The following is a 22,204-nucleotide window of genomic DNA, read 5'->3' as shown; positions in this document are numbered from 1 at the left end:
TTATCAGGCTGTAGCCGCCGGCCGGGCCGGCGCGCAAGGTCTTACAGTTGCAGCAGGCGGAACAGGGCGATCAGGTTGATCTGCGCCAGGGCTTCCTTGAACTCGGCCTCGGCATCGTTGTGGATGCGGGTTTCGAACGAGGCGAGGATCTGGTGCCGGTTGCTGCCCTTCACCGCCATGATGAACGGGAAGCCGAACTTGTCTTTGTAGGCGTCATTGAGCGTGGTGAAACGCGTGAACTCTTCGGCGGTGCACTGGTGGATACCGGCGCCGGCCTGTTCGTTGGTGCTCGATTCGGTCAGTTCGCCCTGGACTGCGGCTTTGCCTGCGAGATCCGGGTGAGCGTTGATCAGCGCGAGCTGAGCGGCGTGGTCGGCGCTCAGCAGGATGTCGCTCATGCGCTGGTGCAGGTTTTCGATCTGATCCACTTCTTCGAGCTGGCCCAGGTCAAAGGCTTTCTCGGCGACCCATGGCGAGTGTTCGTAGATGTCGGCGAAAGCCTCGACGAACGCGGCGCGGTCCAGGGACGAAGGGGTCAGGGTCTTGAAAGCGGTCATTGGGCGTTCTCGGCGGTGTAAGGGTGGTTGGCGTGCCAGTGGCGCGCGATGTCCTCGCGGCGGGCAAACCAGACCTGGTCATGGCTTTTGGCGTAGTCGATGAAGCGCTTGAGCGAAGCCAGGCGCGCCGGACGACCGATCAGGCGGCAGTGCAGGCCGATGGAAAGCATCTTCGGCGCTTCGGCACCTTCTTCGTAGAGCACGTCGAAGGCGTCCTTGAGGTACTGGAAGAACTGCTCGCCGCAGTTGAAGCCCTGGACCTGGGTGAAGCGCATGTCGTTGGTGTCCAGGGTGTAGGGGATCACCAGATGCGGCTTGTCGGTCGGGTTGTTGCGCTCCCAGTAGGGCAGGTCGTCGTCGTAGGTATCGCTGTCGTAGAGGAAGCCGCCTTCCTCCATCACCAGGCGACGGGTGTTCGGCCCGGTACGGCCGGTGTACCAGCCCACCGGGCGTTTGCCGGTCAGGTCGGTGAGGATGCGGATGGCTTCGAGCATGTGCTCGCGCTCCTGAGCCTCGTCCATGTTCTGGTAGTCGATCCAGCGGTAGCCGTGGCTGCAGATCTCGTGGCCGGCTTCGACCATGGCGCGGATCACGTCGGGGTGGCGCTGCGCGGCCATGGCCACGGCGAAGACGGTCAGCGGTACGCCGCTGTCCTTGAACAATTTCAGCAGGCGCCATACGCCCGCGCGGCTACCGTATTCGTAGAGCGATTCCATGCTCATGTTGCGCGCGCCTTGCAGCGGCTGGGCGGAGACCATCTCGGAGAGGAAGGCTTCGGATTCCTTGTCGCCGTGAAGGATGTTGCGTTCGCCGCCTTCTTCATAGTTGAGCACGAAAGACAACGCGATACGGGCATTCCCCGGCCAGCGTGGATGGGGTGGGGTATTGCCGTAACCGATCAGGTCGCGAGGATAATCAGCGCTCACTGCAGTCTTCCTTCTTGTACGTAAACACGGGAGGGTGGCAGTCGCAGGTTGCGTTGGGCCACGTCGATGGGTGTGATTGTATACAACTTTATTGACGATTTGTAAGCCTGTTTTTTCTCATTTCTTCCAGCGCTTTAACAGAGAAAGGTCTGCAAGAAACTTGCCTGATTGGTCAGCAAATGACGCTGACGTCTGCCAATGCCCTGGCTTTGCGACTGATGGCGTATTTACAGAAGGCCGATTGGCTGAGGCTCAATCTGGCCGGAAAAATTGTGTACAATTTTTCAAGAAAGTGTCTTAATAGTCCACCTTCCGCACACCGCCGTGGTCTACCCTGGTGCCGTGCGGGTATTTTTTGCCCACAGATTGAACAATGAGGCGAGCAAGCAATGGGACGTTTGACCACGCATGTACTGGATGCCGCACACGGCTGTCCTGGTAGCTCGATCAAGGTCGAGCTCTATCGTGTCGAAGGCCAGCAACTGGAGCTGGTGAACACTGCCCTGACCAACAGCGATGGCCGCGTCGACGCGCCGCTGCTGCAGGGTGATGACTACCGCAGCGGTGTTTACCAGTTGCAGTTCAGCGCCGGTGACTACTACCGCGCCCGTGGTGTGCAACTGCCGCAGCCGGCCTTCCTTGATGTGGTTGTGCTGCGTTTCGGCATCAATGCCGAGCAGGAGCACTACCACGTTCCGCTGCTGATCTCGCCTTACAGTTACTCGACCTATCGCGGAAGCTAGTTGGTCGCTAGAAGAATCTTCGTAGGTCCTTGCCCGCTCACACTGGCGGGCTTTTTTTCGTCTGCTGTTTTCCAGCCACAAGCCACAAGCCACAAGCTGCAAGAAAGAGCAGTCCGCGTCGCCGCAGCTTGTCTGATCGCTTGCCGCTTACAACTTGCAGCTCAAAAAAAGCCCCACCCAAAGGTGAGGCTCCTGTCCCGCCATCTATCCCTTAAAGGAAGATGAACTTGGCAATGAAGATCGCGCACAGCACCCACAGGCTGGCCGAGACTTCTTTATGCCGGCCAGTGCACGCCTTGAGCACCACATAAGTAATGAAGCCCAGGGCAATGCCGTCCGCGACCGAGAACGTCAGCGGCATCATGATCACCGTGACGATCGCGGGAATGGTGTCGGTCGCTTCGTCCCATTCGATATGGGCCATGCTGCCCATCATCAACATGGCGACGTAGATCAGCGCTCCCGCAGTGGCATATGCGGGGATCATGCCGGCCAGCGGCGCAAAGAACATCGCTGCGACGAACAGCAGGCCCACCACCACCGCCGTCAGGCCGGTGCGACCACCGGCGGCGACGCCTGCGGCACTCTCCACATAGCTGGTCACTGGCGGCACGCCGACCACCGCGCCGAACACGCTCGACGCACTGTCTGCCTTGAGCGCACGGGACAGGTTCTCGATGCGGCCGTCAGCATTCACCAGATTGGCGCGCTGGGCGACGCCCATCAGGGTGCCGGCGGTGTCGAACATGTGCACGAAGAGGAATGCCAGAACCACGGCAATCATGCTGACGTTGAACACCCCGGCGACATCCATGGCCATCCAGGTTGGCGCCAGGCTCGGTGGCAGCGAGAACACGCCGCCGTACTCCACCAGGCCCAGACCCCAGCCGGCGAGAGTGACGGTGATGATGCTGATGAGGATGGCGCCGAACACCCGGTGGTAGCTGAGCACGGCAATCATCAGGAAGCAGATGGCTGCCAGCAGCGGGCCGGGTTCGTTCAGGTGACCGAGCTTGATCAGGGTGGCCGGGCTGTCGACAACGATGCCCGCAGTCTTGAGGCCGATCAGTCCGAGAAACAATCCGACGCCGGCGCCCATGGCATGACGAAGGCTGACCGGGATGCTGTTCAGCAGCCATTCGCGTACGCGGGAAAGGGTCAGGAACATGAACAGCACCCCGGAGACAAATACGGCCCCCAGCGCCGCCTCCCAGGTGTAACCCATGGTCCCGACCACGGTGTAGGTGAAGAAGGCGTTCAGGCCCATGCCAGGTGCCAGCCCGACCGGCCAGTTGGCGTAGAGCCCCATCAGCAGGCAGCCCAGGGCGGCGGCGATGCAGGTGGCGACGAAGGCGGCACCGTGGTCGATTCCGGCGTCGGCCATGATGTTGGGGTTGACGAAGATGATGTAGGCCATGGTGATGAAGGTCGTCAGGCCGGCGATCATTTCAGTCTTTACGGTAGTGCCGTGTAGCTTGAGTTTGAAAATCCGCTCCAGCCAGCTCGTTTCGAGCGGTGGGGCAAGATCCAGCGTAGGTGCGTCGGATTTGCGGCTTTCCACAGCGTGTACTCCTCAAGTCTTTCTTGTTTTTCAGAGCTGGTCCTGCACGATCACTCGGGGCTCTGCGAGGGAAGGGTTGGCAAGGCGACCGACTCGAATGTTGACCTTTGAGTCAGGAAGTTGCCCGGTGGATTATGCGTTTGTATACAAAGAATGCAAATACTGTTTTATTAGGTGTGCGCACATTAGAGGTGGCGGGCGCTATAACGGAGATCGCCGCCTGCAGAAATGCAGTTTGCTGTGTACAATGCGGCAATACCTTTAGCCGTTAATTTTCTACCCAGGACTTGCCATCGCCCCACTGGCTGGTATTACAGTCGAGGTCCGATAGGCGAATCTTCGTGCGCGAGTGCCCATGAACGAACAGCTACAACCCCTCAAGAAAGCCCCGCGGGCCGGCAAGACCGGTGGCCGCAGCGGTACCCAGGATGACATCGTCTACGCGCATATCTTCGAGGCCATTCTCGAGCAGCGATTGGCGCCGGGTACCAAGTTGAGTGAGGAAGCCCTGGGCGAGATCTTCGGCGTCAGCCGCACCATCATCCGCCGCGCTTTGTCGCGTCTGGCCCATGAAAGTGTGGTGTTGTTGCGCCCCAACCGCGGCGCCGTGGTTGCCAGCCCAACCGTGGAAGAAGCGCGTCAGGTATTCTTTTCCCGGCGCATGGTGGAGCGGGCGATCACCGAACTCGCTGTGCAGCACGCCACTGTCGAGCAACTGAACGAACTGCGCGTGATGGTCCGTGAAGAGCGCGACAGCTTCTCCCGCGGTGACCGCGGTGCCGGCATCCGCCTCTCCGGCGAATTCCACCTCAAGCTGGCCGAAGCCGCCGCCAACGCGCCGCTGGTGAGTTTCCAGCGCAGCCTGGTGTCGCAAACCTCGCTGATCATTGCTCAGTATGAAAGCGGCAACCGCTCGCACTGCTCCTATGACGAGCACATGCAGTTGATCGATGCCATCGAGGCCCGCGACGCGACGCTCGCGGTGAACCTGATGATGCATCACATGGATCACATCGACAGCAAGCTCAACCTTGACGAGGAAAGCGCCTCGGACGACCTGCACGCGGTGTTCTCGCACCTGCTGCAGAGCAAGAAGCGCGGTGGTTCGGCCCAGGCCAAGAGCTGATCCCCGACCTTTGGCAACACCCACGCGGGACCCGCTTCACCAGCCGATATCACGGCTGGTGAAGCGGGTCCCGCGTTGCGTTGTGTGGTCCTATGGCGCCGCGCGGTATCGCAGCGCGCTGTTTGCGCCGAAATCCTAGCGCTGGTGCACGCAGTTGCCAGCCGCGAAGGTCTGGCGAATGGTGCGGTCGTCGCCCAGGGTGGTCAGCACGAACAGGGTTTCCTCGATGCTGTTGGACTGCTGCAGGCGGTAGTCCAGCAGCGGTGTGGCTTTGTAGTCGAGGACCACGAAGTCGGCGTCGTTACCGGCCCGCAGGCTGCCGATCCGGTCATCCAGGCTCAGTGCGCGAGCGCCGCCGAGGGTGGCCAGGTACAGCGACTTGAACGGATGCAGGCGAGTGCCCTGTAGCTGCATGACCTTGTAGGCCTCGTTCAGCGTATTGAGCAGCGAGAAGCTGGTGCCGGCGCCGACGTCGGTGCCCAGGCCGACCTTGACCTTGAACTTCTCGGCCTGCGACAGGTTGAACAGGCCGCTGCCGAGGAACAGGTTGGACGTCGGGCAGAAGGCGACCGCCGAGCCGGTTTCGGCCAGGCGCTGGCATTCGGCGTCGCACAGGTGCACGCCGTGGGCGAACACCGAGCGCTGCCCCAGCAGCTTGAAGTGGTCGTACACATCCAGATAGCCGCTGCGCTCCGGGAACAGCGATTTCACCCAGTCGATTTCCTTGAGGTTCTCGCTCAGGTGGGTGTGCATGTACAGGTCCGGGTATTCGCCCAGCAGTTGCCCGGCCAGTTGCAGTTGCTCCGGGGTGCTGGTCGGGGCGAAGCGTGGGGTCACCGCGTAGTGCAGGCGGCCCTTGCCGTGCCAGCGCTCGATCAGCGCCTTGCTTTCGGCGTAGCCGGATTCGGCGGTGTCGGTCAGGTAGTCCGGGGCGTTGCGGTCCATCATCACCTTGCCGGCGATCATCCGCAGGTCCAGGCGCTCGGCCTCTTCGAAGAAGGCGTTGACCGATTCCGGGTGAACGCTGCCGAACACCAGGGCAGTGGTGGTGCCGTTGCGCAGCAGTTCCTCGACGAAAATCTTCGCCACCTTGTCGGCATGTGCCTTGTCGGCGAACTGGCGTTCGCACGGGAATGTGTAGGTGTTCAGCCAGTCCAGCAGCTGCTCGCCGTAGGAGCCGATCATGCCGGTCTGCGGGAAGTGGATGTGGGTGTCGATGAAGCCGGGGGTGATCAGGCTGTCCTGGTAATGCACCACTTCGATGTCGGCGGGCAGCGTCGGCAGCAGGTCGCTGGCATGGCCGAGGCGGCTGATCTTGCCGTTGTCGACCACCAGCAGACCGTCTTCGAAATACTCGAACGAGGCCTCGATGCCGGCTTCGGCCGGGTCGGCGACGCTGTGCAGGATGGCGGATCGGTAGGCTTTGCGGGTTGCGCTCATAACACTCTCGTCAAATGGCGTGGCTGCGCCGTGAGGGCGGCAGCAGTTGGGCGATGGGTTCAGCGTTCGCGGCCGGGTTGTGCAGGCCGAAACTGGCGTTGTAGGTGGCGATGATTTCGGCGGCGATGGACACGGCGATCTCGATCGGCAGCTTGCCCTTGACCTCGGCCAGCCCCATCGGGCAACGCATCCGTTGCATGCGCTCGGCTTCGAAGCCGCGGTCGCGCAGGCGGTGCTCGAACTTGGCGCGCTTGGTCTTCGAGCCGATCAGGCCGAACCAGGTGAAGTCATTGCGCTTGAGGATGGCGGCGGTGAGTTCCAGGTCGAGCTGATGGTTGTGGGTCATGACGATGCAGTAGCTGCCTGGGGGCAGCTCGTCGACCTCATCCACCGGCTCTTCGCTGACGACTTTCCAGACGCCGGCGGGAATGTTTTCGGGGAATTCCTGCTCGCGCGAGTCGATCCAGCGTACCCGGCAGGGCAGCGCGGCGAGCAAGGGTACCAGAGCGCGGCCGACGTGGCCCGCGCCGAACACAGCGATCTGCGCCTGCACCGCGCCCATGGGCTCGAACAGCAGCACGGTGACACCGCCGCAGCACTGGCCGAGGCTGGCGCCGAGGCTGAAGCGCTCGAGGTGCGGCGATTCACGGCCTTCGGCGAGCATCTCGCGGGCGATGTGCATGGCCTTGAATTCCAGGTGCCCGCCGCCGATGGTGTCGAACAGACGGTTGGCGCTGACCACCATCTTCGAGCCGGCATTGCGCGGGGTCGAGCCGCGCTCCTCGATGATGGTCACCAAGACGCAGGGCTCGCCCTGTTCCTGCAATTCGGCGAGGGCGTTGATCCATTGGTGCATGATTGGGGTCCTCTCCAGGAGTCTTGTGGAGACCTTCAGGCCTCATCGCTGGCAAGCCAGCTCCCACAGGTGAAGCACTTGCCAGCCCCTGTGGGAGCTGGCTTGCCAGCGATGGGCTGCGCAGCAGCCCTGGCTTTACTCGGTCACCACCTCGGCTTCGGCAGGCACTTTGCGTGCCGCCACCACCTTGCGCATCTGCTCACACCCCCACAGCACCCGCTCCGGGGTCGACGGCGCGTCGATCTGCGGATGCTCGCGGTAGTCGGCGATGCTCGCCACGGCGTCCTTGATCGCGCACCACGCGGCGATACCGAGCATGAACGGTGGCTCGCCCACGGCCTTGGAGTGGAACACCGTGTCTTCCGGGTTCTTGCGGTTTTCCACCAGTTTCACCCGCATATCCAGCGGCATGTCCGCAACCGCCGGGATCTTGTAGCTCGCCGGGCCATTGGTCATCAGCTTGCCCTTGGCGTTCCACACCAGTTCCTCGGTGGTCAGCCAGCCCATGCCCTGAACGAAGCCGCCTTCCACCTGGCCGATGTCGATGGCCGGGTTCAGCGAGTCGCCAACGTCGTGGAGGATGTCGGCACGAAGCATCTTGTACTCGCCGGTCAGGGTGTCGACGATCACCTCAACGCAGGCGGCGCCGAAGGCGAAGTAGTAGAACGGCCGGCCCCGCGCCTGGTTGCGGTCATAGAAAATCTTCGGCGTCTTGTAGAAGCCGGTGCTCGACAGCGATACCTGGGCGAAGTACGCCTGCTGGACCAGCGTCTCGAAGCTGACGATCTCGTCGCGGATGCGCACGTGACCGTTACGGAATTCCACGTCTTCCTCGGTGACCTTCCACTGCCGCGCGGCAAACTCGACCAGACGTTTCTTGAGGATCTCGGCAGCGTTCTGCGCGGCCTTGCCGTTCAGGTCGGCGCCGCTGGAGGCCGCGGTCGGCGAGGTGTTTGGCACCTTGTCGGTGTTCGTGGCGGTGATCTGGATACGGTCGAAATCGACCTGGAACACTTCAGCCACCACCTGGGCGACCTTGGTGTTCAGGCCCTGGCCCATCTCGGTGCCGCCGTGGTTCAGGTGGATGCTGCCGTCGGTGTAGATGTGGATCAGCGCACCGGCCTGGTTGAGGAAGGTCGCGGTGAACGAGATGCCGAATTTCACCGGGGTCAGCGCCAGGCCTTTTTTCAATACCGGGCTGTGGGCGTTGAAGCGGCGGATCGACTCGCGGCGCTCGGCATAGTCGCTGCTCGCTTCGAGGTCGGCGGTCATTTCCTCGATCAGGTTGTGTTCGACGGTCTGGTAGTAATGGGTGACGTTGCGCTCGGTCTTGCCGTAGTAGTTGGCCTTGCGCACGTCCAGCGGGTCGCGGCCCAGATGGCGGGCAATATGGTCCATCACTTCTTCGATGGCGACCATGCCTTGCGGACCGCCGAAGCCGCGGTAGGCGGTGTTGGACGCGGTGTTGGTCTTGCAGCGGTGGCCGTGCACCGTGGCATCGCCCAGGTAGTAGGCGTTGTCGGAGTGGAACATGGCGCGGTCAACGATCGAGCCCGAGAGGTCCGGCGAATAGCCGCAGTTGCCGGCCAGGTCGAAGTTGATGCCGTGCAGGCGACCGTTGTCGTCAAAACCGACGTCGTACTCGACGTAAAACGGGTGACGCTTGCCGGTCATCATCATGTCTTCGACGCGCGGCAGGCGCATCTTGGTGGGCTGGCCGGTGAGGCGTGCAATCACCGCGCAGAGGCAGGCCGGGCTGGCCGCCTGGGTTTCCTTGCCGCCGAAGCCGCCGCCCATGCGACGCATGTCGAGGACAATCTTGTTCATGGGCACGTCGAGCACTTCGGCGACCAGTTTCTGCACTTCGGTGGGGTTCTGGGTCGAGCAGAACACGATCATGCCGCCGTCTTCGGTGGGCATCACCGAGGAAATCTGGGTTTCCAGGTAGAAGTGTTCTTGTCCGCCGATGTGCAAGGTGCCTTGCAGACGGTGCGGGGCGCTGGCCAGAGCGGCGACCGAGTCACCGCGCTGGTGGGTGTGGCTGTCCAGCACGAAGTGTTTCTTGCGGTACGCCTCGACCACGTCGAGCACCGGTTCCAGGTCTTCGTACTCGATGATCGCCGCCATCGCCGCGCGGCGCGCAGTGTCGAGGTCGCGGGCGGCCACGGCGAGCACCGGCTGGCCGAAGAACTCCACCTTGTCGATGGCCAGCAGCGGGTCGCCGGCCACGACCGGGCCGATGTCCTTGAGGCCCGGAATGTCTTCGTGGGTGATGACGATACGCACGCCGTCGAAGGCATAGCACGGCGTGGTGTCCACGCTGAGGATGCGCGCGTGGGCGCGGTCGGCGGTGCGGGCATAGACGTGCAACTGGTTGGGGAATTCCAGGCGGTCATCGATGTACACGGCCTCGCCGGACACCTGCTTGTCAGCGCTGTCGTGCTTGACGCTGCGACCGACACCGGTGGTCAGGTCCTGGGCGAACAGCTCGGCCATTTCCGCCTGGCTCTTGGGCGCGTGGTGGTTAGACATAATCGGTCACCCGGGTCTCGATGTGCGGTGTTTGCAGTTCGATGAAGTACTTGCGCAGCAGGTTCTGCGCGCCCAGCAGGCGGTATTCCTTGCTGGCGCGGAAGTCCGAGAGCGGCGTGAAGTCTTCGCTCAGGGCCTGGCAGGCTTTCTCCAGGGTGGCCTGGTTGAACGGCTTGTCGGTCAGCGCAGCTTCACAGGCGCGGGCGCGTTTCGGGATTGCCGCCATGCCGCCGAAGGCGACCCGGGCATGTTCGATCACACCGTTGTCGATGCGCAGGTTGAAGGCGGCGCACACCGCGGAAATATCGTCGTCCAGCCGTTTCGACACCTTGTACGCGCGGAAGACCCAGTTGGCCCTGGCTTTCGGCACGATGATGCGCTCGATGAACTCGCTCTCCTGCCGCGCGGTGATGCGGTAGTCGATGAAATAGTCCTCCAGCTTGAGGGTGCGGGTGCTGTCGCCCTTGCGCAGGACGATCTGTGCATCGAGGGCGATCAGCAGGGGTGGCGAGTCGCCGATCGGCGAGGCGTTGCCGATGTTGCCGCCGAGGGTGCCCTGGTTGCGGATCTGCAGGGAAGCGAAGCGGTGCAGCAGCTCGCCGAAGTCCGGGTACTCAGTGTGCAGGGCTTCGTAGCAGTCGGTGAGCGGGGTGGCCGCGCCGATCTCGATGCGGTCGTCGAAATGCTCCACGCGCTTGAGCTCGGCGACGTTGCCGACGTAGATCATCACCGGCAGCGTCCGGTGGAACTGGGTCACTTCCAGCGCCAGGTCGGTGCCGCCGGCCAGCAGCCGGGCTTCCGGGTGCGAGCCATAGAGATCGGCCAGGTCAGCCACGGTCAGCGGCACCAGACAGCGCTTGTCGCCGCTGTTGAGTTCTCCGGTTTCCGTTGGCGTGATGGCCTTGAGGCGGGCGATAGTCTGCGCCTGGGCGGCGTCGAACTGGTCGGGCTGGGCCTGGCAGCAGGCCTGTTCGGCGGCGGCGAGGATCGGTCGGTAGCCGGTGCAGCGGCACAGGTTGCCGGCGAGGGCTTCGTGGGCTTTGTGCAGGTCGGGCTGGTCGCTGTTCTTTTGCAGGGCGAACAGCGACATGACGAAGCCCGGCGTGCAGAAACCGCACTGCGAGCCGTGGCAGTCGGACAGCGCCTGTTGCACGCTGTGCAGCTTGCCCTGGTGCTTGAGGCCTTCGACGCTGATCAACTGTTTGCCATGCAGCGACGAGACGAACGTCAGGCAGGAGTTCAGGCTGCGGTATTGCAGGCTGTCCTGGCCGTTTTCGTCAGTAATGCGTTCGGCGACCACCACGGAGCACGCGCCGCAGTCACCACTGGCGCAGCCCTCCTTGGTGCCGGTTTTACCCAGGTGGTCGCGCAGATAGTCGAGCACCGTCAGGTTGGGGTCCAGGGCATGCTCACTGCGCAACTCCTGGTTCAAGAGAAACTGGATCACGGAAGGGCCTCACAAGCGAATTATTGTTGTTGAGCGGACTGAGGCGAAATGTATTCAGCCTTGACTTTCCGGTCAATGATTTTCTGACCTGTAGGTCAAGAAAATCCATTCGGCCGCTCTCCCAATGCGCTAATCCCTGTGTTTCAGTTAAGCAGGCTTTCTGTAGCTGAATTCCTAAATAGACGAGTGAATCGACTGGTGCGGGCTGCTGAAGCGTCAGCTAGCCTTGTGGGAATCCTTTCGCTGAGGGTGAAGCGCGCACGGCGGGAGCCCGTACCACAGGGGGAGAGCGTGTTGTAGGAAAAGCCTCGCGAGGATGACGGCTCCAGCATGCTGGCAGTGGGCATTTGCGTTACACTTCCGCGTTTTTAGCCGTTCAACGATTTTGAAGGAAAACCATGACGTTCAAGGCGCCGGACAGCCTCTCCGAGCAAATTGCCCACTACCTGGCCGAACGGATCATCCGGGGTGAACTCAAGCCTGCAGAACGCATCCAGGAACAGAAGGTCACTCAGGCACTGAATGTCAGCCGTGGCTCGGTGCGTGAAGCCCTGTTGATTCTCGAGCGCCGTCATCTGGTGACCATTCTGCCGCGCCGTGGCGCCCACGTGACCGTTCTCAACGAACTCAACGTGCGCAGCCTTTGCACCCTGATGAGCGAGCTGTACATCCTGCTGGGCAACGCCGTTGCCACGCGGCGCACGAGCGATGCCGAGCTGGCGCCGTTCCTGGCCATTCAGCAGCGCCTGCAAGAGGCTTGCGCGCGTCAGGACATCAAGGCCTTCGTCGAAGAGAGCTTCGCGGTGATGCGCGCCGCCTATCCGTTTGCCAACAATCCTTATCTGCAGGAAACCGTCGAGAACCTGCAGCCGGCCATGAGCCGCACCTATTACCTGGCCCTGGACCAGCGCAAGGCGGAAATGAACGACTTCCTGGTGCTGTTCACCGAATTGCTGCAGGCGGTGGTCGCCGGTGACCTGGCGCGAATCCGCCAGGTGCTCACCGAGTACTGCGGACGCAGTTGTGAACTGGTGCTGTCGGCCCTGGTGACTGACTGACCATGCGCCTGAAGTGCATTCGCCTGGCGGGGTTCAAGTCGTTCGTCGACCCGACCACCGTCAATTTTCCCAGCAACATGGCCGCTGTAGTCGGTCCTAACGGCTGCGGCAAGTCCAACATCATCGATGCGGTGCGCTGGGTCATGGGCGAAAGCTCGGCGAAGAACCTGCGCGGCGAATCGATGACCGACGTCATCTTCAACGGCTCCACCAGCCGCAAGCCGGTCAGCCAGGCCAGCATCGAACTGGTCTTCGACAACAGCGACAACACCCTGGTGGGCGAATACGCCGCCTATGCCGAGATCTCGATCCGGCGCAAGGTCACCCGCGACGCGCAGAACACCTATTACCTCAACGGCACCAAGTGCCGGCGCCGTGACATCACCGATATCTTCCTCGGCACCGGCCTGGGCCCGCGCAGCTACTCGATCATCGAGCAGGGCATGATCTCCAAGCTCATCGAGGCCAAGCCGGAAGAACTGCGCAACTTCATCGAAGAAGCCGCAGGCATCTCCAAGTACAAGGAGCGCCGCCGCGAAACCGAGAACCGCATCCGCCGCACCCATGAAAACCTCGAGCGCCTGACCGACCTGCGCGAAGAGCTGGAGCGCCAGCTCGAACGCCTGCACCGGCAGGCCCAGGCGGCGGAGAAGTACAAGGAATACAAGGCCGAAGAACGCCAGCTCAAGGCGCAACTGTCGGCCCTGCGCTGGCGCGCGCTGGACACCCAGGTCAGCCAGCGCGAAAGCGTTATCGGCGACCAGGAAGTGTCCTTCGAGGCGCTGGTGGCCGAGCAGCGCAACGCCGATGCGAGCATCGAGCGCTTGCGCGATGGCCATCACGAACTGTCCGAGCGTTTCAATCTGGTTCAGGGCCGCTTCTACTCGGTCGGCGGCGACATCGCCCGGGTCGAGCAAAGTATCCAGCACGGTCAGCAACGCCTGCGCCAATTGCAGGACGACCTCAAAGAAGCCGAGCGCTCGCGCCAGGAAACCGAATCGCACCTGGGGCACGACCGCACCTTGCTGGCGACCCTTGGCGAAGAACTGGAGATGCTCGACCCGGAACAGGAAATGACCCTGGCCGCGGCCGAGGAAGCCTCCGCGACACTTGAAGAAGCCGAAACCACCATGCACGGCTGGCAGGAGCAGTGGGACAGTTTCAACGCCCGTTCCGCCGAGCCGCGCCGCCAGGCCGAGGTGCAGCAGTCGCGCATCCAGCAACTGGAACACAGCCTCGAACGTCTGGCCGAGCGCCAGCGCAAGCTGGGCGAAGAACGCGATCAGCTCAGCGCCGACCCGGAAGACGCGGCGATCCTCGAACTGGCCGAGCAAGTTGCCAGCAGCGAACTGCTGCTGGAAGACCTGCAACTGGAAGAACAACAATCTGCCGAGCGCCTCGATCATCTGCGCGAACGCCTGCAACAGGCCACCCAGGCCCAGCAGCAGGCGCAGGGCGAGTTGCAGCGTCTCGGCGGTCGTCTGGCATCGCTGGAAGCCTTGCAACAGGCTGCGCTGGAACCCGGCAGCGGCGCCGCCCAGTGGCTGCGCGAGCATGGTTTGGAGCAACGCCCGCGATTGGCCGAAGGCCTGCGCGTCGAGCCGGGCTGGGAGCTGGCGGTGGAAACCGTGCTGGGCGCCGATCTGCAAGCGGTGTTGGTGGACTCGTTCAGCGATCTGGGCTTCGACGGTTTCGACCAGGGCGAACTGCGCTTGCTCGACGCCGGCCTGGGCGCCGCGCACGTGCCGGGTAGCCTGCTGGACAAGGTCGAAAGTGCGGTGGATCTGTCGCCGTGGCTGGGCCGGGTCAAGCCGGTGGAGAGTCTTGATCGGGCGCTGGCGCTGCGCGGGCAACTGGCCGAGGGCGAGAGTCTGGTCAGTCGCGACGGTTATTGGGTCGGCCGCAACTTCCTGCGGGTCAGCCGTGCCAGCGATGCCCAGGGTGGCGTGCTCGCCCGCGGACAGGAGCTGGAGCGTCTTGGCCTGGAACAGGAAGAGCAGCAAGCCCGGCTGGCGCAACTGGACGAAGAACTGAACGACCAGCGCGACCAGCAGCGCCAGCTTGAAGACGGCCGTGAACAACTGCGCCGCCGTGCCCAGGACGAAGCCCGTCAACAAGGTGAGCTGAAGGCGCGCCTGTCCGCTGGCAAGGCCCGCGCCGAGCAACTGGGCCTGCGCCGTCGGCGTCTTGAAGACGAACTGGCGGAGTCTGCGGAGCAGCGCGGGATCGAGCAGGAACAACTGGGCGAGTCACGTTTGGTGTTGCAGGAAGCGCTGGAACTGATGGCTCAGGACACCGAGCAGCGGGAAATGCTTCTGGCCCAGCGCGATGGCTTGCGCGAACACCTCGACCGGGTGCGCCAGGAAGCGCGCCAACACAAGGATCACGCCCACCAGCTCGCGGTGCGCCTCGGCTCGTTGCGGGCCCAGCACGACTCCACCCGCCAGGCCCTGGAACGCCTGGAACTGCAATCCGAGCGTCTGAGCGAAAAGCGCGAACAGTTGAGCCTGAACCTGGAAGAGGGCGAGGCACCGCTGGAAGAACTGCGCCTCAAGCTCGAAGAACTGCTGGAAAAGCGCATGAGCGTCGACGAGGAAATGCGTCTGGCGCGTCTGCACATGGAGGATGCCGACCGTGAGTTGCGCGATGCCGAGAAGCGCCGTAGCCAGGCCGAGCAACAATCCCAGTTGCTGCGTGGCCAGCTCGAGCAGCACCGCATGGAATGGCAAGGCCTGAGCGTGCGACGCAAGACCCTGCACGAGCAACTGCATGCCGACGGCTACGACCTGGACGGCGTGTTGGCGACCCTGACCGAGGAGGCCAGCGAACAGGAGGCCGAGGCCGAACTGGAGCGCCTTGACGGGCGCATCCAGCGTTTGGGCGCAATCAACCTCGCGGCCATCGAGGAATACCAGCAACAGTCCGAGCGCAAGCGCTACCTCGATGCTCAGGACGCCGATCTGGTCGAAGCCCTGGACACGCTGGAAAACGTCATTCGCAAGATCGACAAGGAAACGCGTAATCGTTTCAAAGATACCTTCGATCAGATAAATGCCGGTTTGCAGGCACTTTTTCCAAAAGTTTTCGGTGGCGGCAGTGCGTATCTGGAACTGACGGGCGAAGATTTACTCGATACAGGGGTAACGATCATGGCGCGCCCGCCAGGAAAAAAGAACAGCACTATTCATTTGCTCTCTGGCGGTGAAAAGGCGCTGACCGCCCTGGCGTTGGTATTTGCCATCTTCAAATTGAACCCGGCACCGTTCTGCATGCTCGATGAAGTCGATGCACCGCTCGACGATGCCAACGTCGGCCGTTATGCGCGGCTGGTAAAAGAGATGAGTCAGACCGTGCAGTTCATCTATATCACCCATAACAAGATCGCCATGGAAATGGCCGATCAACTGATGGGGGTAACCATGCACGAGCCAGGCTGTTCGCGGCTGGTGGCGGTGGATGTGGAGGAGGCGATGGCCATGGTCGACGCCTGATACGAGATATGAAGCACGAACCCGGACTAAATGAACCTGTCCGTTGCGACAGACGGTGTAAAGTTATCTTTGGTCGTGCTAGCTTAATGTCAATTTTTCGTACGTGGGTAAAACGTCAGTCAGAACATAGAGTTGGCGCCACGTTTTAAAGGGTTTTAACCCTTTTATTTTTCAGCATTTTTCACAGAGGCACGGGATTACATGGAAATCGGTCTGCGCGAATGGCTGATCGTCATCGGCATCATAGTCATTGCCGGTATTCTCTTTGACGGCTGGCGCCGCATGCGCGGCGGCAAGGGCAAGTTGAAGTTCCGTCTGGACCGCAGTTTGTCCAATATCCCGGATGAAGAAACCAGCGCCGAAGTATTGGGGCCGCCCCGCGTACTCGACACGCACAAGGAGCCGCAACTCGACGAGGATGACCTGCCGTCGATGAGTGCGCCTGCCCGCGAGCCAAAGGCCGGCAAGGCCAACAAGCGCGGCAAGCGTGGCACCGAGCCACAGCAGGGCGACCTGAACCTGAGCGCCGATTCGCGCGAGCCTGACCTGTTCGGTGATATCGACGACGACTTCCCTGCGGAAAACACCAAGACCACCGGCTACGGTTCCGCCAGCGAAGGCAAGGAACTGCCGCAAGTCGAGGAAGTGCTGGTGATCAGCGTGATTTCCCGTGATGAGGGCGGCTTCAAAGGCCCGGCCCTGCTGCAGAACATCCTCGAAAGCGGCCTGCGCTTCGGCGAAATGGACATCTTCCACCGCCACGAAAGCATGGCGGGCAATGGCGAAGTTCTGTTCTCCATGGCCAATGCGGTCAAGCCGGGCGTATTCGACCTGGACGATATCGACCACTTCAGCACCCGCGCCGTCAGCTTCTTCCTCGGCCTGCCGGGTCCACGGCATCCGAAGCAGGCGTTTGACGTGATGGTCGCCGCCGCGCGCAAACTGGCCCACGAACTGAATGGCGAATTGAAAGATGATCAGCGCAGCGTCATGACCGCCCAGACCATCGAGCACTACCGTCAGCGTATCGTCGAATTCGAGCGCCGCGCCCTGACCCAGAAACGCTGAAGCATCGCTTCGTAGAGAAAAACGCAAGAGCAGTCCTGGCCCATGCCAGTCAGTTGGATGCATTGGGGCCGCTTTGCGGCCCTTCGCGAGCAAGCTCGCTCCCACAGGTAATGTGCGCAGATCCTGTAGGGGCGAGCTTGCTCGCGAAGGGCTGCACAGCAGCCCCAGGGTGCCGCAGAACTGACAGGTATCAGCCCGGCTGCTCTTTTGCTTTGCACGAGAATCCCGCCATGAATGCCGAAACCCGAATCCTCGAACTGCGTGCCGAACTCGACCAGCACAACTACCGCTACTACGTGCTTGATGAGCCCAGCGTGCCAGATGCCGAGTACGACCGCCTGTTCCGCGAGCTGCAGACGCTGGAAGCCGAGCATCCGGAACTGGTCAGCGAGGATTCGCCGACCCAGCGCGTGGGCGGCGCGGCGCTGTCCGCCTTCAGCCAGGTGCGTCATGAAGTGCCGATGCTCAGTCTGGGTAACGCCTTCGAGGAAACCGACCTGCGTGAGTTCGACCGCCGCGTGGTGGAAGGCCTGGACCTGCCGGCGGGTGATCTGTTCGGTGGCGGTGCGCCCGTCGACTACAGTTGCGAACCCAAGCTCGATGGCCTGGCTGTGAGCCTGCTGTACCGCAACGGTCAACTGGTGCAAGGCGCCACCCGCGGCGACGGTACCACCGGCGAGGACATCAGCGTCAACGTGCGCACCATTCGCAATATCCCGCTCAAGTTGCACGGCACCGGTTGGCCCGAAGTGCTGGAAGTGCGCGGTGAAGTGTTCATGAGCAAGGCCGGCTTCGACAAACTCAACGCCGCCCAGGCCGAGATCGGCGGTAAGACCTTCGCCAATCCGCGCAATGCCGCTGCCGGCAGCCTGCGCCAACTGGACTCGAAGATCACCGCCAGCCGCCCGCTGGAATTCTGCTGCTATGGCCTGGGCCAGGTATCCGAGGCGATCGCCGACACGCATATCGGCATCCTCGAAAAGCTCAAGACCTGGGGTATGCCTATCAGTCGTGAACTGCGGCACGCCGCCGGGATCGAGGAATGCCTGGCCTACTACCACGACATCGGCGCACGGCGTAACGACCTGCCCTACGAGATCGACGGCGTGGTGTTCAAGGTCAACAGCCTGGCGTCCCAGCGCGAGCTGGGCTTCCGCGCCCGTGAGCCGCGCTGGGCTATCGCCCACAAGTTCCCGGCCATGGAAGAACTTACTGAAGTCCTCGATGTGGAATTCCAGGTGGGCCGGACTGGCGCCGTCACGCCGGTGGCGCGGCTCAAACCGGTCAAGGTGGCGGGCGTTACCGTGGCCAATGCCACGCTGCACAACATGGATGAGGTAGAGCGCCTGGGCGTGATGATCGGCGACACGGTGATCATCCGCCGGGCTGGCGACGTCATTCCGCAGGTCATGCAGGTGGTCATCGAGCGGCGTGATCCGGCCAGCGTCCGTCCGGTGCAGATTCCCACCGAGTGCCCGGTGTGCGGCTCGCAGGTCGAGCGCACGCAACTGGTCAAGCGCAGCAAAGGCAAGGAAACCGTCAGCGAAGGCGCGGTGTACCGCTGCGTTGGCCGCCTGGCCTGCGCGGCGCAACTCAAGCAGGCGATCATTCACTACGTCTCGCGCCGCGCCATGGACATCGAAGGCCTGGGCGAGAAGAGCGTCGAGCAACTGGTGGACGAGGGCCTGATCGCCTCGCCGGCTGATCTGTATCGCCTGACCTATGAGCAGGTGGTCGAGCTGGAAGGTTTCGCCGAAGTCTCCAGCAATAAGCTGCTGGCCGCGATCGAAGACAGCAAGCGCCCCGGTCTGGCGCGCTTCATCTATGCGCTGGGCATCCCTGACGTGGGTGAGGAAACCGCCAAGGTGCTGGCCCGCTCGCTGGGCTCGCTGCAGCGCGTGATGAAGGCGCTGCCGCAGGTGCTCACCTACCTGCCGGATGTGGGGCTGGAAGTGGCTTACGAGATTCACAACTTCTTCGAGGACGAGCACAACCGCAACGTCATCCAGCAACTGCTCGATTGCGGCATGCAGCTTCAGGACGAAGGCGAACTGAGCGCCGAGTTCGCCGCCAGTACGACCCTGGCCGGCATGATCGCCAAGCTGGATATTGCTTCGGTCGGCCCGACCGGTGCGGAAAAGCTGGTGGCCAAGCTGGGCAGCCTGGACAAGATCATCGAAGCCGACGGCATCGACCTGCGCCAGGCCCTGGCGGCCAAGCAAGCTGAAGCCGTGCGGGAATTCTTCCTGATCGAAGCCAACCGCGAGCTGGCCCGTGCCATCGAAGCCCAGTTGCTGGAGTTCGGTATGCACTGGGCCAGCGAGAAGAAGGTCGCCGAAGGCTTGCCGCTTGCCGGCCAGACCTGGGTGCTGACCGGGACGCTGGAGCGCATGAGCCGTGATATCGCCAAGGACAAACTGGAAAGCCTCGGTGCGAAGGTTGCCGGTTCCGTGTCAGGCAAGACCCACTGCGTCGTTGCCGGCCCCGGTGCCGGCTCCAAGCTGGCCAAGGCCAGTGAATTGGGGGTAAAGGTGATGGACGAGGACGCATTCGTGGCCTTTTTGGCGGAGCAGGGCATCAGCGTCTGACCGGTCAGCGGGACAAGTCATTGAGAAATGATGGTTTTTTCTCGCGCTGGAGGTTGTAACTCCCTCTCAGACCGGTACAATGGCGCGGCTCGTCACTTGGCGAGTCGCGTAGTGGTGGCCCCATCGGTCCCCCCGCAACGATTACCCGTTAACCTGGTCAGGCCCGGAAGGGAGCAGCCACAGCGGGAACATTGTGTGCCGGGGTGTGGCTGGTGGGGCCGCCTCCATTTCCGGGGTCTGAAAGTCTCTCTGACCCTGTCGGCAACACCCTTCACCTGCGGATCAGGCTGCATCGCTTGTTCTGTCATTGCCTCTTTTCTGAGGTTTCTTCTCTCAATAAAAGTCAGTAAGCGTCCGGTGTTGAATCGGGATGTCCTACATTCGTGCCTGTCTTGACGTTGCCTTGGGTGAAAAGCGCGTCTGATCGGAGTGGGGTAGCTCTGTTTTTTCGCGGTCATGCGCTGGGCGGCTGACCTGCATCGCGAGCAGATAGGGGCCTTTGGGGGGCTGCTTGAAGGGGCGTCTATGGGAGAAAACGGCCCAGGTTGTGTGAAAACATCAGCGGTTGTCTAACCTCCTGATTATCGTGATCGTGGCAGGGACAACTATGAAGCGATTCATTGAGGGTGAAGTTCGGCCGCAGTTCACATTGCTGCCGGAGTGTCTGGACGACTACGTAGCTGAAGAAAACCCGGTTCGGGTAGCAGACTCCGGCGGAATCCATCCAGGCAGAACTCCGTATTCGTATAGCTCCTGGGAAATGGAAGACGATAAAGGCGCATTGGCATTGACCTGGGCGGCTAAAGAGAGTCGAGGCCTATCCGGGCATCACAAACACTTGCGGGCAGAAATTCCGAAGGGCGCAGCCATTGGCCAAGAAGTCAGTGTCCCGTCCCTACAGGAATCAAACATGCGGAAAACTCTAACCGTCATGGCGATGCTGGCGCTTGCCGGCTGCTCTACCCATACCGGCCAGACTGGTCAGATGATCGTCGACTCCGCCAAGGACGGCGACGTTCTTGGTGTCGGGATCATGAGCGTTGCCCTGCCTTTCATGGTTGTCATGGATGTCGTCACCTTGGGCGACACCTCGAGCGACACCTCGGATGACGAAGGCACGGGAAACGTCGCCCCAGCGGCAGAACAATCGGCAACCACTTACACCGTGAGTCCAGGTCAGGAGCAGGTCGCGGCTCACTGCCAGGCAGAGATTGCTGCCCTGACACAGGCGAAAAGCTGTACCACCTATCCCCAGTTCTGCGGTCAGTACATAGAGGCCGCTCTCGGCGGAGCGAAAGACAACAATACGTGGTCCATGCACCCCTACGAAAAACGCCTTGGCCTCATCCAGTACGACATAGGTAAGCTCAATGAATGCGCCGCAGACGAGGCGTGCTACAGCACCGCCGCATACGGCAATGGTGATGCCGAGTACCAATTGCTCATGGCGTGCGCCAAGGACTATAAACTGAGTGCGCTCAAGGCCACCGGCAACCCTGACAATGCAACGCCTGAAATCGTTGGCGGCGGCGAATCGGGTCTGACGTTCGCTTCCGGCGACTGCGAAACCCGCAAGCAAATCGTAATCGACACGAAGATCCCCGATAACGCCTCCGTCACCAGCAGCACCGAGACGGTAATGTTCATGACCAAGACGGCCATCGATATGATCGACGGAGGATGTCCTGGCGGCACCCCTCAACAGCGGATCGCAGAACGCAAGCAATACCTGGACGCCTACAGCGCCGCCGAAGATGCATGCAACGCCGTGCAGTCCGGCAATCGAAAATGCGCGCCTCAGAAGCATTTCTAAATGCCTTTTTTACGATTCTTTGCCGGGTTGGCGGGCACAACACTGGGAAGAGATGAACGGGGGGTGTGCTGCATAGCCTGTACTTGAGGTAATAGCAGAAACGTGCGCCAGGTAGTAGAGCGCCCCGCGCTTGATGATGCAGGCCATGGGTGTGACAGCAAAGTGTGACAGTGCTGGCCACGCCCCTGATTTCACCTTGTCCGTGCCTCGTGTTCGCACGGTAGAACTTTCGCAGCCCCATTCGCCTGAAACCCTTGCCCCGTAAGGCCCGCAACGATTGCCCGAGCATGCTGGCATGCCACCTGGTCAGAGCCAGAAGGCAGCAGTCACAGCGGGAACATCGAGTGCCGGGGTGTGGCTGATGGGGGCGCCTCCATTTCCGGGGTCCGAGAATCTTCTGGACCCTGTCTCTGCATAAATCTTCACCTGCGGGTTGGGCAGCATTGCCTGTTCCGTCGCCTTCTCTTTTCTGAATTCCTTTGTCCCGATAAAAGCGATGAATCCGTAATGGAGTCTGGCCTGTGGCTGTGCCGAATGGCTTTGGCGTCGCATGCCACCCTGAACGGGTAAGGGCGCAGGCATTATCCTGCGGACCTTTTTTGCGGTAACTGATAGCTCTATCGGAAAGATCCTGCTTAGCGCTCGGAATCCGCCTGCTTACCATCAAGCTGTCCTCTTGCAAGCATCTGCCCTTGGCCTTGGGAGCTATTTCCCGGGAGGTTTTGGACAAAGCAGAAGGACGCAGATTCATGGTGCTCGGCTACCTCATTCGCATTGGCGACAAGACCACCTGTGGCGGTCAGGTTCTAACCGGCGACAGCGAATTCATCATCGAGGGCTTGCCTACGGCCCGTCAGGGTGACTCGGTGACGTGCGGCGTGACCGGGAAGACCTATCAGATCCACGGGGGCATTCCGTCATTTATCAACGAAGGCGTACTGGTCGCGGGAAGCCTGGACAGCTTCAGTGGCTGCCCGTGTTACGCCGGTTTGATTCCC

The 22,204-nt window shown here is 61.9% G+C and carries 14 protein-coding genes, 1 other RNA gene and 1 pseudogene; 9 read left to right on the top strand and 7 right to left on the bottom strand.

Annotated features, from left to right (window positions below):
• Positions 1–41: 41 nt before the first annotated feature.
• Together uraD and puuE are read right to left on the bottom strand one after the other, a co-directional pair.
• A complete protein-coding gene (gene uraD / locus DM374_RS08015) occupies positions 42–557 on the bottom strand; it encodes a 2-oxo-4-hydroxy-4-carboxy-5-ureidoimidazoline decarboxylase (protein ID WP_110969389.1) in 516 nt (171 codons plus the stop codon).
• Entirely contained in the window at positions 554–1,483 is a 930-nt protein-coding gene (puuE, locus tag DM374_RS08010; protein WP_110969388.1) for an allantoinase PuuE, read from the bottom strand. The genes uraD and puuE overlap by 4 nt, the downstream gene beginning before the upstream one ends.
• Before the next feature lie 389 nt (positions 1,484–1,872).
• Here puuE and uraH point away from each other — a divergent pair, with 389 nt between their 5' ends.
• Positions 1,873–2,226, top strand: a complete 354-nt coding sequence (gene uraH, locus DM374_RS08005) for a hydroxyisourate hydrolase (protein ID WP_095157031.1) — start codon at positions 1,873–1,875, stop codon at positions 2,224–2,226.
• 211 nt (positions 2,227–2,437) lie between these two features.
• On the opposite strand, the gene DM374_RS08000 is transcribed toward uraH, so the two are convergent.
• Positions 2,438–3,673 (bottom strand): NCS2 family permease, encoded by a 1,236-nt coding sequence (locus tag DM374_RS08000; RefSeq protein ID WP_225422462.1) that lies wholly within the window; start codon positions 3,671–3,673, stop codon positions 2,438–2,440.
• A gap of 469 nt (positions 3,674–4,142) precedes the next feature.
• Between DM374_RS08000 and DM374_RS07995 the strand changes: the two genes are divergently transcribed.
• On the top strand, positions 4,143–4,913 hold the full coding sequence (locus tag DM374_RS07995; protein WP_110969387.1) for a GntR family transcriptional regulator: 771 nt from the start codon (positions 4,143–4,145) through the stop codon (positions 4,911–4,913).
• 135 nt (positions 4,914–5,048) lie between these two features.
• Here DM374_RS07995 and guaD read toward each other — a convergent pair whose 3' ends face one another.
• The 4 genes from guaD to xdhA form a co-directional block, all read right to left on the bottom strand.
• Positions 5,049–6,353, bottom strand: coding sequence for a guanine deaminase (gene guaD / locus DM374_RS07990; RefSeq protein ID WP_110969386.1), 1,305 nt, complete (start codon positions 6,351–6,353; stop codon positions 5,049–5,051).
• 10 nt (positions 6,354–6,363) lie between these two features.
• The gene (gene xdhC / locus DM374_RS07985; protein ID WP_110969385.1) at positions 6,364–7,209 is read right to left on the bottom strand and encodes a xanthine dehydrogenase accessory protein XdhC; all 846 of its coding nucleotides are present in this window, start codon (positions 7,207–7,209) and stop codon (positions 6,364–6,366) included.
• A gap of 135 nt (positions 7,210–7,344) precedes the next feature.
• Positions 7,345–9,741 carry a xanthine dehydrogenase molybdopterin binding subunit gene (gene xdhB, locus DM374_RS07980; protein WP_110969384.1) on the bottom strand — a complete coding sequence of 799 codons (2,397 nt, stop codon included), beginning with the start codon at positions 9,739–9,741 and terminating at the stop codon, positions 7,345–7,347.
• Positions 9,734–11,188, bottom strand: a complete 1,455-nt coding sequence (xdhA, locus tag DM374_RS07975; RefSeq protein WP_110969383.1) for a xanthine dehydrogenase small subunit — start codon at positions 11,186–11,188, stop codon at positions 9,734–9,736. The genes xdhB and xdhA overlap by 8 nt, the downstream gene beginning before the upstream one ends.
• Positions 11,189–11,586: 398 nt before the next feature.
• Here xdhA and DM374_RS07970 point away from each other — a divergent pair, with 398 nt between their 5' ends.
• From DM374_RS07970 to DM374_RS07935, 7 genes and pseudogenes are all read left to right on the top strand, one after another.
• Entirely contained in the window at positions 11,587–12,246 is a 660-nt protein-coding gene (locus DM374_RS07970) for a GntR family transcriptional regulator (RefSeq protein WP_095157038.1), read from the top strand.
• Positions 12,247–12,248: 2 nt separating this feature from the next.
• Complete coding sequence (gene smc, locus DM374_RS07965; RefSeq protein WP_110969382.1) at positions 12,249–15,737, top strand: chromosome segregation protein SMC; 3,489 nt, start codon at positions 12,249–12,251, stop codon at positions 15,735–15,737.
• A 201-nt stretch (positions 15,738–15,938) separates the two neighbouring features.
• Positions 15,939–16,805 (top strand): cell division protein ZipA, encoded by an 867-nt coding sequence (gene zipA, locus DM374_RS07960; RefSeq protein WP_095157040.1) that lies wholly within the window; start codon positions 15,939–15,941, stop codon positions 16,803–16,805.
• Positions 16,806–17,035: 230 nt separating this feature from the next.
• Positions 17,036–19,393: an NAD-dependent DNA ligase LigA gene (gene ligA, locus DM374_RS07955; protein ID WP_110969381.1), complete on the top strand. Its 2,358-nt coding sequence runs from the start codon at positions 17,036–17,038 to the stop codon at positions 19,391–19,393.
• 121 nt (positions 19,394–19,514) lie between these two features.
• Positions 19,515–19,611: signal recognition particle sRNA small type (gene ffs, locus DM374_RS07950), an RNA gene on the top strand.
• Between the two features lie 389 nt (positions 19,612–20,000).
• A pseudogene (locus DM374_RS33675) lies at positions 20,001–20,102 on the top strand (hypothetical protein); the annotation flags it as partial.
• Between the two features lie 1,853 nt (positions 20,103–21,955).
• The coding region (locus DM374_RS07935; protein ID WP_177431530.1) for a PAAR domain-containing protein at positions 21,956–22,204 on the top strand (249 nt) is incomplete at its 3' end.

Origin of the sequence: Pseudomonas huaxiensis, assembly GCF_003231275.1 — a bacterium.
Taxonomy (GTDB): domain Bacteria; phylum Pseudomonadota; class Gammaproteobacteria; order Pseudomonadales; family Pseudomonadaceae; genus Aquipseudomonas; species Aquipseudomonas huaxiensis.
The sequence above is the reverse complement of the archived record's forward strand: the minus strand, read 5'-3'. Positions and strand labels throughout refer to the sequence as shown.